This is a genomic window from Sphingobacterium sp. LRF_L2 (genome assembly GCF_965644235.1).
GTDB lineage: Bacteria > Bacteroidota > Bacteroidia > Sphingobacteriales > Sphingobacteriaceae > Sphingobacterium.
On the sequence record NZ_CBFFRI010000002.1, the window covers coordinates 531360 to 543938 of the forward strand.

Annotated in this window: 9 protein-coding genes; all 9 read left to right on the forward strand. The window is 41.0% G+C overall.

Annotation, left to right across the window (positions count from 1 at the left end):
* The first annotated feature begins 8 nt into the window (after positions 1 to 8).
* The 9 genes from ACSZOX_RS05665 to kdpB all read left to right on the forward strand — a co-directional run bounded on the left by ACSZOX_RS05665 (position 9) and on the right by kdpB (position 12520).
* Positions 9 to 1988, forward strand: a complete 1980-nt coding sequence (locus ACSZOX_RS05665; RefSeq protein ID WP_437918845.1) for a TonB-dependent receptor — start codon at positions 9 to 11, stop codon at positions 1986 to 1988.
* Between the two features lie 48 nt (positions 1989 to 2036).
* Positions 2037 to 2900 (forward strand): MbnP family protein, encoded by an 864-nt coding sequence (locus tag ACSZOX_RS05670; protein WP_437918846.1) that lies wholly within the window; start codon positions 2037 to 2039, stop codon positions 2898 to 2900.
* Positions 2901 to 2953: 53 nt separating this feature from the next.
* On the forward strand, positions 2954 to 3976 hold the full coding sequence (locus ACSZOX_RS05675) for a cytochrome-c peroxidase (protein ID WP_437918847.1): 1023 nt from the start codon (positions 2954 to 2956) through the stop codon (positions 3974 to 3976).
* A gap of 309 nt (positions 3977 to 4285) precedes the next feature.
* A complete protein-coding gene (locus tag ACSZOX_RS05680; RefSeq protein ID WP_437918848.1) occupies positions 4286 to 6616 on the forward strand; it encodes a TonB-dependent receptor in 2331 nt (776 codons plus the stop codon).
* Positions 6617 to 6627: 11 nt separating this feature from the next.
* Entirely contained in the window at positions 6628 to 7641 is a 1014-nt protein-coding gene (locus ACSZOX_RS05685; RefSeq protein WP_437918849.1) for a DJ-1/PfpI family protein, read from the forward strand.
* A gap of 469 nt (positions 7642 to 8110) precedes the next feature.
* Positions 8111 to 8449 (forward strand): DUF7674 family protein, encoded by a 339-nt coding sequence (locus ACSZOX_RS05690; RefSeq protein ID WP_437918850.1) that lies wholly within the window; start codon positions 8111 to 8113, stop codon positions 8447 to 8449.
* A gap of 80 nt (positions 8450 to 8529) precedes the next feature.
* On the forward strand, positions 8530 to 8607 hold the full coding sequence (locus tag ACSZOX_RS05695) for a potassium-transporting ATPase subunit F (RefSeq protein ID WP_320186646.1): 78 nt from the start codon (positions 8530 to 8532) through the stop codon (positions 8605 to 8607).
* A 194-nt stretch (positions 8608 to 8801) separates the two neighbouring features.
* Positions 8802 to 10490 (forward strand): potassium-transporting ATPase subunit KdpA, encoded by a 1689-nt coding sequence (gene kdpA, locus ACSZOX_RS05700; protein ID WP_437918851.1) that lies wholly within the window; start codon positions 8802 to 8804, stop codon positions 10488 to 10490.
* Between the two features lie 20 nt (positions 10491 to 10510).
* Entirely contained in the window at positions 10511 to 12520 is a 2010-nt protein-coding gene (kdpB, locus tag ACSZOX_RS05705) for a potassium-transporting ATPase subunit KdpB (RefSeq protein WP_437918852.1), read from the forward strand.
* Positions 12521 to 12579: the final 59 nt, after the last annotated feature.

Below are 12579 nucleotides of genomic sequence, written 5' to 3' on the forward strand. Positions count from 1 at the left end.
CCATGTTGATGAAAAGAATAGGCATAGCTGCAATCCTCTTTTTGGTTGCAATGCAAGGGAATGCGCAAGTACAACCCGATAGTACCCGACATATAGAAGAGGTAAAAGTGAGTGGGCTTGTGAAAAAGAAGATAGAAACCGATATGAAGATGTCGGTATCGGTTGATGAGTTTTTGGCCTCGTCTGAGCAAATTAGCTTTATTAAGAGAGGGGCATATGCTTGGGAACCCCTTTTAAATAATATGAGTTCGGAACGTACTACATTGACGATAGATGGAATGCACATTTTTGGTGCGTGCACTGATAAAATGGATCCAATAACCTCTTATGTGGAAACAAATAACTTGGCGGGAGTAGATATTACGTCTGGACAGGCTGGAAGTATGCATGGGGCTACCGTAGGGGGAAGTATTGATTTGAAGAGAAAGAATACTCCCTTTAGTCCGGTCAAAGAATGGAATGGAGCCTATAAAACTGGTTTTGAGTTTAATAATAAGCAGTTTTTTAACCAAGGAAACCTCTCTTATTCGGATGCCAAGTTCGTTGCTGATGCGAGTGTGTCGTTTCGCAAAGCCGGTAATTATTCGGATGGAAATGATCAGGAAGTAAAGCATTCGCAGTATACGAAGTTTAATACCTCCTTAGGGCTGGCTTATAAAACAAGCGAGCTATCCTCTTTGCGCGTTGACGCTATTTTTGATCAGGCGAAAGACGTGGGCTTCCCGGCATTGCCAATGGATTTGTGGTTATCACGAGCATTGATTACCTCGCTATCGTATAAGCGGCTGTTTGAAAATGGATTAATCAAAGTTTGGGATTCCAAAATCTACTTTAACGCTGTGGAGCACTATATGGACGATACCAATCGGCCAGAAAATCTGGTGCACATGGATATGCCCGGTTGGAGCACGACCTATGGTCTTTTGAGCAAAATAAATTTGAAAAGTGGTATTTATTCTTCTGAAATACAATTGAATGCGTATGATAATGTGTCGATTGCTGAGATGAGAATGTATCCGCAAGATCGTAGCAAGAGGACGATGTTTGCTTACAGTTGGCCATGGGTGACTACGCGTTATGCAGGACTATCCATGAATAATGCTTGGCAACTATCGGCGAAAAGTCAATTGCATGTTGGAGGAGCCCTAGGGATAAACTATAATCATTCAAAGTATGTGGAGTTCAATTGGATTTTTTATCCAGGAGCTGCGCAAGAGAAGACTCGAATATTGCCAAGCGTGAACGCAAGCTACGACGTGCAATGGAATAATTTCTATGCATCGTTAGGAACAGGCTATGGTCACCGGGCTCCTTCGGTATCGGAAGCTTACGGCTATTATATTTATAACAGTTTTGATCGATACGATTATATTGGAAATCCAGAATTAAAAAATGAGATTTCTTATGAATTAAATGCCAGTGCGGGGTATAAGAAGGATCGTTTTTCGCTGGAAGCTAAAGCGAATTACTTTCATATTCAAAATTATATTGTCGGTAGCATCTTGAGTTTAGGAAGTCCTATGAACTATCAGTCGGTAGGTGTCAAAGGATACACATCATTGGACTATGCTACTTTGTTTAATTTTTCGATGAAAGGGAGTTATCATATCTTGCACAACTTGCATTGGGATGGTTTGTTGACCTATGCCAGAGGCAAAGATAAACTTGGTACGAATTTGCCTTTTATCCGTCCGTTAAGTTATCAGACTGCACTTCACTTTACCCATAAAGATTTTGCCATACAAACTTCGTGGAACGGAGATCTGACGCAGAGTAATTACAGCCCAACTTACGGTGAAGATCAGACGCCTGCCTATTCGATTTGGAATATTTCTGCTGATTATGGTTTTCAATTACGAAAATGTCAAGCGGTATTACAGATTGGAGCTGAAAATCTATTTAACGAATATTATAGCACTTATGCCGATTGGGGTAATATCCCCAGAATGGGACGCAATTTATTTGCGTCATTAAAAGTAAAATTCTAAAAGACAACTTAACGATTACTTTATTTTTTAATTTAAAAAGAATTAACAATGAATAACTTGAAGAAATTTGGATCAGCAGTTATCTGTTCACTTACCTTGATGTCGTGCAGTAAAAACGACAATCCCGTGGCTAACAATGTCACATTGCAGTTTAACAATACATTTGCAGATCAAACTATTGTACTCGGTGGAGCCACGTCAACGACGGCTACTGTGAATACGTCGGCGGAAGGGCAAGTACACCATTTCTCTGAATTGAAATATGTTATTAGTAATATCCGCTTGATTAAAGCCGACGGCACTGAGTTTCCTTATCATGTCAATGATTTGGATCAAGGAGCTACGGTGCTGGACCAATCTAAACTATCGACACTGGCTTATGTACTAACGGATATACCATCAGGAGATTACAAACAGATTAAGTTCGGTTTAGGTATTAAACAAGATATCAATACGTTGGATCAGGTTAAATTCCCTGTTTTTTACGCTACAGCAGGTGCAAATGATACCGAGATGATGTGGGAGTGGGGAACAGGTTATCGTTTTACAAAAATTGAGGGATTTTACGATACCGATAATAAAACGCTTTCAATACATACGGGGAGTACGGTTGAAGGTAGTGAAGGGAACTATACGCAAGGTGTAGACGCCTATCGCGATATTATATTGGATCTTAGCACACATGCCATTGTAGGAGAAAGTTCGCCTGTAATTACTATTAAAGCTGACTTTGATATGTTATTGAGTGGAAAGGCAAATACAATTACATTGAGTACCGGTACCGGTATGGATGACAATGCTACTCCTAATATCCATACAGCTGTTCAGATGTTGAAATTTGTTAATAATCTAGGAGGAGATGGTTCTAGTGATGTTACTGGGATGTTCTCTGTCCTCAACGTCGCAAATTAATTGAGTCGGGAGAGCTTCGTCAGCGGCTCTCCTGTTTTTAGTTGCTTATTGTTGTGAAAAAAATATTAGCTATTATTTCCGCTTTTTTACTTCTTTTATCTTGTGAGAGAGCAGACGATTTGGATTCGTTTGTGTTTGATAATCCCGAGATTCCGATCGAAATTCCAAATGGATTTCCCGCATTGAATAGTGCGGTGAACAGTAATTTACCAACGAAGTTCGGGGTGGCGCTGGGTGAAAAATTGTTTAATGAGAAGAGGTTAAGTGGAAATAATACAATTTCTTGTGCCAGTTGTCATAATCCGTCCCATGCGTTTGCGGATAATAATCCTAAAGCACTTGGGATTTATGGAAGGGAAGGGCTTCGCAATGCCCCGCCAATTCAAAATATGGCATTTATGCAATTTTACAATTGGGATGGTAATATTTTACAATTGGAAAAGCAGCCGTTAGTCCCAATTATAACACATGAGGAAATGAATTCGTCCATCCTGGAGGTGATCAGTAAAATTGGAGCCGATACCAGCTATAAATCTTTATTCCAGAAGGCCTTTGGTGATGAAAACATCAGCGCCGAAAGAATCTACCGAAGTATCGCCCAATATGAATACACTTTGATATCGTCAAACAGCAAGTATGATCGGGTGGAGCGAAATGAAGGGGAGGAGTTTACTGCAATAGAAGCGGAGGGTTTTCAACTGTTTAAGTTGAAATGTGCAAGTTGTCATAGTACAGGACTTTTTACGGATCAAACGTTTAGAAATGTTGGTTTTCCTTTAAACAGTAGCTCGGAAGAGGCAGGACGCGCACGGGTGACGGGTGTAATGTCTGATTATATGCGCTTTCGAGTACCTTCTTTAAGAAATATTGGTTATACAGCACCATACGGTAGTTTTGGTCAATTTGCGACATTAAAAGAGGTGTTGGACTATTTCGACGAAGGCGTGTTGGAAGCAGATAACCTGGATCCGATTTTAAAAGATAACGGTAACAGAATACCGCTAACAGCATCCGAAAAGGACGCCATTATATCGTTCTTAAATACATTGAACGACGAAAGTTTTGTCGTTGATTAAATATTATTTTTTACATCATTTGCTTTTTTTTACCCTATATAATTCGAGTTAATTGGCGACTAGAAGAAGATAAATATATGCGTCAATTTTTTAACACGGTTTTCTATTATCTGATCGTCTAACTTTGATGGCTGTCAATCGATCGGATAAGATAATGATCTGAGCATAATCCTATATGTGTGCGTGATTTATTCGTCACATGCTATTTAGAAGATAGTTATCTCGGGAATTTGAACAATCGTTCATCGACCATGTGATGGTTAGAGATGGATATCCGATCTCAATCCTATTCTATAAAAAAAATAAAACATGTTTTCCAAAAATATCATAACATTCATACTCTGCCTTTGGGTAACAAGCGGTTTTTCCCAAAACATCCGAGGTACAATAAAATCGCAGCGAGGTGAGGTAATTCCTAACGCCAATATTTCTATACTAAATAGTGTAATACAGACTACTTCTGATAATGCAGGAAAATTTTCTCTTCATCTGAATAGGGGAAGGTATCAAATTAAGGTTGAAGCTAGAGGTTGTGCGGGGGAAATTAAAGCGGTTATCGTTAATAGTGAAGAGCTAACATTGGACATTGAACTGCAAGACAACACTCGGGTGCTGGAGGAAGTGGTCGTATCAGGTAGTGATAAAACAGAAACGGATGTGCAAAAAACGGCTGCTGCGATTTCTGTGCTTAGTGCAAAGAAGTTAAATGAATACCGAGCTTGGAATGTGGCTGATTTATCGGCACTAGCACCTAGCCTTTTTGTACTGGAACATGGCAACAGTTCCGGTTCTAACTTTTTCAATATTCGAGGGACGATGGGCTTTACAACGGAACAATCTGTTGCTACGTATGTTGACGGCGTGTATCAATTTGATTTTTATTCATCACCAATAAATTTCAATAATATAGAACGTATCGAAATATTACGTGGTCCGCAAGGGGCTCTGTACGGTAGAAATGCCTTTAGCGGTGTGGTAAATATTATCACCAAGAAACCAACAAACTCAGTACATGGCTACGCAGAGGCTGATTTTGGAAATTATGGGCAACAACGTTATACGCTCGGATTGAATACGCCGATTTTGAAAGACAGACTCTATTTCAATGTATCTGGGCAATACAATGGCAGAGGCAGTATATACCGTAATCCTACGCTAAACACGGATGATTTCGATCATCACAGATCTTTTAATATCAATGGTAATTTAAAGTATATTCTCAACGACAAGTGGCAACTGTTAGTAAACGCTAAGACGGAAAAAAATAAAGACAAGGGAGCTTATCCTTGGTCAGCATCCTATGAAGAAGCTTGGACAAATGGATATAATTCTTATAGTAACTGGGACAACACAGAAAAAAGAACGAATACCAATGTGTCTGCAACGGCCAACTATTTTGGTGACAAGTTTAATTTCATTTCAATAACATCTGGAATTGCATATCATATCTGGATTCCAAACCGTTTTGATTACGATTTTACATCGGCAAATCTTATTAGTGGGAAAACGGCGACCAAATCACGAGAGTTTACACAGGAGTTTCGTTTTTCTTCTCCAGCTGGGGCGAACAAATTCAAATGGACGGCCGGTACCTATCTCTTTACAGAAAAAATAAAAACGAACACTGATGTGTACTATGATGAAGATTATGCCGTATATGACCCATCCGCTCCTTATAGGACTTTAACCTATGATGAACGCAGAAATTGGGGGCTTGCATTCTTTGGACAGGCGACTTACAGTTTAACAGATAAATTAGATATTACAGCTGGAGCCCGCTATGAATCGGAGCGAAGAAAGCAGGACGAAACCAACGACTATGAAAAAAATAGTGTACAGACGCCTTTAACAGATTTGGAAACCAATAGCAAAACATTCAATGCTTTTACGCCAAAAGTGACTTTGGCCTACAAGCTCACAGAAAATTCGCTTTTATATGCCTCGTATGCGAAAGGGTTCCGTGTCGGTGGTTTTAATATGGGGGCAACGGCCTCCAATTACAGGTATTATAAACCGGAAAAATCTGATAATTACGAAGTGGCTATCAAGAATAATTTATTCTCCAACAAACTAAAAATCAATGTTACTGCATTTTATCTACAGCAGAAAGATCAACAAGTGAGTACATCAAACGATGGGGTAAACTACCTTATACTCAACGCGGGAGATATGAATAATTTAGGTATTGAAGCTGAAATTGCCGCAGTACCGGTAGACAATCTGTCTATAGAATGGAATGCTGCCTGGTCAGATGCCAAATATGCAAAATTGGAAATGTATGATCTTACCTCGGCCTCCGTTATTGATTACAAAGACAATCGCCCCATCAATAACCCCAACTTTTTGAGTATGCTGGCGACCCAATATAATTATCCTCTTGCGAAGAATGAGCGGAGCATATCTTTATTCGCAAGAGCTGAATATAAATACGTCGGCAACTATTATTTGGATTTCGTCAATCAATATTATCAGTCCGCTTATGGAATTATCAATGCACGGGCTGGTATTACTGCCGAACGTTTTGAGATAGCAGCATGGGGCAGAAATCTTAATGATAAACGTTATATGTCTTGGGGCTACGGTTCTTATATGTTGGGAAATCCAAGAATGTATGGTGTTACGTCAACTTACAGATTTTAAAAATAATAAAAATGAAAAAGATAGTATCAATATTGATGTTTAGTATTATAGTGCTGGTTTCATGTACCACAAAAGTTGAAAAAAAAGTACAAGAAACTACAGAAGAATTAGCCGCGAGAATAAGTCATGAAGAGAACCATCAGCTAAAAATCGACTCTGTGGGAATTCTTGCATATGATGGTTTTAATGACTTAGATTTTGTTGGTATACAGACAGAGCTCAATAGTATTATGGGCGTCAAAAGTTTTCTTATCGCAGCAAAAAAGGGAGAAGTGAAAGGTACAGAAAATACCTATAAAGTAGGTCACGAATTTTCAGAAATTAACCATTTGGATGTATTGATTATTCCTGGCGGAAATGACGCGACCTATAAATTGACTAAAGATTCTTTGGTTTTAAATTGGATTAAAAAGATAGATAAAACCAGTACCTATACTGCAAGTGTATGTAATGGAGCTTGGATACTGGGAGCCACAGTATTGTTAGAAGGTAAAAATGCAACAAGTCACTGGTATCGTGCAGAAGAAATGTTGAAAAGATACGGAGCGCATTATCAGAATAAACGATGGGTAAAGGACGGAAAGTATTGGACAGCGGCAGGGGTGTCTGCTGGCATGGATATGGGCTTGGCCATGGTAAAGGAGGCAAAAGGTAAAACCTATGCTGAATTTGTACAATTGAGTATGGAGTATGATCCACAGCCTCCTGTAGATAAAGGTTCAAAAGAAAAAGCAGATCCAGCTGTGGTTAAAATGATGACGGAGATGTTTGATATTGGATTAGGGGTGGAGGATCTTGAGAAATCGGAACCAGCAAATAAGAACACTCGTAAAGAATCGGAACAAGATGTAAAAAGAACAACGAATAATACGACTTTGGCAACGACTTACGATGACTTGGTTTGTGGCATGTCTGTTTCAGCAGAATTGGCCGATACACTACATTACCATGGAAAGACTTACGGATTTTGCTCTTCTTTTTGTAAAGAGAAATTCAAGAATGATCCAGAAGAATATTTGAAATAAAACGTAAAAAATAATCACAATAGAAGCGGGGCTACAACAGTTCCCGCTTTTTTTTGCAAATATCTATATCCTATCTATTATCAAAATGAGAAAAAAGCTTGTCATTTTGATAAGGTTTTCTTTTCGCTAATTAATCGATTAAAGCTGTAAAGTGTTTTTAGTCAGATTGTTTTGGGTTTTTTTTTAAAAATGGAATAGCTTTTGGCATGCCCATCCAAAACAAATATGAAATGAAAAAGGAAACTTCAAAAAAAAAGCATTACGAAATCTCTGTGCGATCTAATGGGAGACAACTCGAAAAGTTCTTGGGATATTTCTACCACGGTTAATGATACAAGGAAAAGGTAAATAAGTTTAATCTATAAAAAAGTAACGATATCAATATGTTAGCTATAATACTGATAATAACTGGTCTGGTCTGCTTTTGGCTTCTTGCCAAATCCGTGGGATTTTTTGAAAAGATTTAGCCGTGGAAACAAAAATTGTGTCAATGATTCGCCAGTGGATACCCGAAGTTGTATCGGATATGCCGAATGACTTTTACCAAGAGAAGGAAATGGCGTCTTATATCCTGTTGCGGAAGCTTGCGGATATCTGTTTGCAGGGATTTTCCAGGATAGATACGCAATCTGAAGAACGTATACCGATAATTTTCAAAGTGGTCAATTTGCTCTATCAAGGGGGAAGTCGCTATACGCGCAACGCTAAAGAAAATGAATTTCTCATGGTTATTTCCAAAGAAGAGAGCCTATCAAGTCTCTTAATTGGGCAGCTTTCAACGGTGCTCCGACCTTGCATGTTGGCATGAAATGACCAGTAAAATGCCCAAGGTCTTTATCGAGATCTATCAAAGACAAATTAATGAACATCTATTAATAAAGCAATAAAATGGCACTACTATTTATCGTGGCACTGGCAGTTTTTGGATATATCTGCTACGTGCTTATCAAACCGGAGAAATTTTAAAAAAGGGAACCCTTGAAAGGAAAAGTTTGGAAGCTTTTTATGCGAATTGTTTGGATAAGTTTTGGTTTGGCCGTCCCTATTGAAATTTCCCGAAAGTTCATAAGCGGTCTCTTTGTAAAGACAGTTCAAATAGCTTCGTCCGGTCTCTTAAATGCAATATAATTCAGCATTATATCACAAAAATTAACTAAAAAATGAATACAGAAATCTTTGGAATTATTTTCATGTTTATCGTTTCGGTTATCCTGGCGATACCGTTTGGTAAATACATAGCCAAGGTGTACGCTGGTGAACGTACATTTTTGGATAAGGTCTTTGACCCCTTAGAACAGCTTTTCTATAAAGTAAGTGGCATTGATCCACATGTTGAGATGGGGTGGAAACAGCATATGATGGCCATGTTGACCATTAACCTAATTTGGTTCATCCTTTCCATGCTGATCCTGATGACGCAGGGATCGCTCCCTTTGAATCCCGATAGTAACCCAAGTATGTCTGCGGACTTGGCCTTCAATACCTCGATATCCTTTTTGGTCAATTGTGACCTGCAGCATTACTCGGGCGAGTCCGGGCTGAGCTATCTTGGCCAGTTCTGGTTGATGTTCTTACAGTTTGTTTCTGCAGCAACGGGCATGGCAGCCGTGGTCGTGCTTTTCCGTGCTTTCCGGGATAAAACGGTTACCGGACTTGGTAATTTTTACGAATACTTTGTGAAATCGTCTACACGCATATTATTGCCCCTATCTTTTATTTTAGCGTTGGTCCTCGTTTTTGAAGGCTCGCCAATGACCTTTCAAGGAAAGGACACGATGTTAACATTGCAGGGCGATACGGTCGAAGTATCCCGAGGGCCCGTCGCCGCTTTCGTGGCCATTAAACACGTAGGTACCAACGGTGGTGGGTTTTATGGAGCAAATTCGGCACACCCGCTCGAAAATCCGAGCTACATCAGTAATATAGCGCAGATGATCGGGCAGTTGATCGTTCCGCTAGCTATGATATTCGCATTTGGACATTTTATCCGTCGAAAGAAGCTATCGTGGATCATCTTCGGCGTGATGACGATAGGCTTCCTTATCCTGACGGTTCCGAATGTACTCATGGAGATGAAGGGCAATCCGGCCATCACGCAAATGGGCGTAGATAATAGCTTGGGAGCTATGGAAGGCAAGGAAACTCGTATCGGAGCTGCAGCTTCAGGCTTCTGGAGTATCGTGACTACTGTTATCTCTACCGGCTCGGTCAATGCCATGCACGACAGTACGATGCCGCTATCGGGCATGAACCAAATGTTGGCCATGATGGTCAATGCCTTTTATGGAGGTTGCGGCGTAGGACTGCTCAACTTTTTCATCTACATCATCCTTGCCGTATTCATTAGCGGCTTGATGGTGGGGCGTACACCCGAATTTTTGGGCAAAAAAGTAGAAGCACGAGAGATGAAGATCGCCATGATCATTGCTCTGGTACATCCCTTCCTGATCTTGGTCGGCACCGGTTTGGCAACAGCTTTTCCCGAGCAGGGAGCTTCAACACTGAACAACCCTGGCTTTCACGGCTTCAGTGAAATACTCTACGAATACACCTCGGCATCAGCCAATAATGGTAGTGGATTTGAAGGGCTTGGTGATAATACCCTTTGGTGGAATATCACAACGGGTATCGTACTTATCTTGTCCCGTTTTCTACCTATCATTGGTCCGGTGGCAATAGCTGGCCTCATGGCGCAGAAGAAATATGTCCCTGAAGGAAATGGTACACTAAAGACCGATACCGGTACTTTCGGCATGATGATCTTTACGGTAATCGTGATCATTGCTGCCCTTTCATTTTTCCCGGCACTGGCCCTCGGACCGATAGCCGAATATTTTTCCATGATCTAATAGCCTATAAAAATTAAGAAATGAGCAAGAATCAATCATTGTTTCAAAAAGAGATGGTTCAGCAGGCGTTGAAACAATCGTTTGTAAAACTGAACCCTAAAATATTGTTCCGCAACCCAGTGATGTTCACTGTGGAAGTGGGCACCCTGATCATGGCCGTAGTGTGCCTTTGGATTCTAACTGGCGAGCAGTCGCAAGGTAGCATAGGCTACAACTTTACGGTGTTTATCATCCTGTTGCTAACGCTTTTGTTTGGCAATTTTGCTGAGGCCATTGCTGAGGCACGTGGTAAGGCGCAAGCGGATAGCTTGCGCAAGACGCGCGAAGAAACGCCGGCAAGGTTGCAGGACGGTCAAACGGTATCTTCTTCACAGCTCAAAAAGGGCGATGTGTTTGTCTGTGAGGCCGGAGACGTGATCCCTTCTGATGGTGAGATTATAGAAGGTTTGGCTACGATCGACGAAAGTGCTATTACTGGAGAATCTGCTCCTGTAATACGGGAATCTGGTGGCGATAAAAGTTCGGTGACAGGTGGTACAAAGGTACTTTCTGATCGTATCATTGTGCGGGTAACAACGCAAGCCGGTGAAAGTTTTTTGGATAAGATGATCGCCCTGGTGGAAGGTGCAAGCCGCCAGAAGACGCCTAATGAGATTGCCCTGACAATCCTATTGGCTGGATTTACGTTGGTCTTTATCATTGTATCGGTAACATTGAAACCGTTCGCTGATTACGCAAATGTAACGATCACGATTGCATCCTTCATTTCGTTATTTGTCTGTTTGATTCCAACGACTATCGGTGGTCTTTTATCGGCGATCGGTATTGCAGGTATGGACAGAGCGCTCCGTGCCAATGTGATAACGAAAAGTGGTCGTGCCGTTGAAACGGCGGGTGACATCGATGTCTTGCTACTCGACAAGACGGGGACAATCACGATCGGTAATCGCAAGGCTACCCAGTTCCATACCGCGAATGGTGTGGATAGGGAGGTGTTGACCAAGGCCGCCGTATTGAGTTCGATGGCTGATGAGACGCCCGAAGGTAAATCTGTGATCGAGCTTGCTGGCGTCAATCCATTAAGTTACGGTGTAAAAGATCCTTCGTTTATCAAATTCACGGCAGAAACGCGTAGTTCAGGAATTGACTTTGCTGGAACGCGGATACGAAAAGGAGCGACCGATGCCATACGGAGCATCGTGCTCGCAGCAGGGAACAGTTTTCCAATAGAAATTGAAGAAACCGTTCGTGTAATCTCCCAAAATGGAGGTACACCCTTGGTAGTTTGCGAAAATGAGGTAGCACTTGGTGTCGTCGAACTGCAGGATATCATCAAGACCGGTATTCAGGAGCGTTTCGAACGCCTGCGTAAAATGGGAATCAAAACAGTCATGGTAACCGGAGACAATCCGCTTACAGCAAAGTATATCGCAGAAAAAGCAGGCGTTGATGATTTTATTGCAGAAGCGAAGCCTGAGGATAAAATGAATTACATCAAAAAAGAGCAATCTTCAGGCCGTTTAGTAGCCATGATGGGGGATGGTACCAATGATGCGCCCGCACTTGCACAGGCCGATGTGGGCGTAGCGATGAACAGCGGAACGCAAGCAGCAAAAGAAGCTGGTAATATGGTGGATCTAGACAACGACCCAACCAAACTGATCGAAGTGGTTGAAATAGGTAAACAACTTCTTATGACACGTGGTACGCTGACTACCTTTAGTATTGCTAATGACGTTGCCAAGTATTTTGCCATCATTCCAGCACTTTTTATAACCGCTATTCCTGCTCTACAGGGATTGAATATTATGAATCTGCAGAGTCCACAGAGTGCGATATTGTCTGCTGTAATTTTTAATGCCATAATTATTCCGATGCTTATACCATTGGCCCTAAAAGGGGTGAATTATAAGCCTATTGGTGCAAGTGCATTGCTGCGTCGTAACCTATTGATCTTCGGTCTGGGCGGAGTTTTGGCGCCATTTGCGGGGATCAAAGTGATCGATATGTTCGTTTCGATCTTTATCTAGAGGCTTCTAAAGGATTTTTAGATTACAAGAGTATTGCGTACAAAAGCTAAAACTAAAAA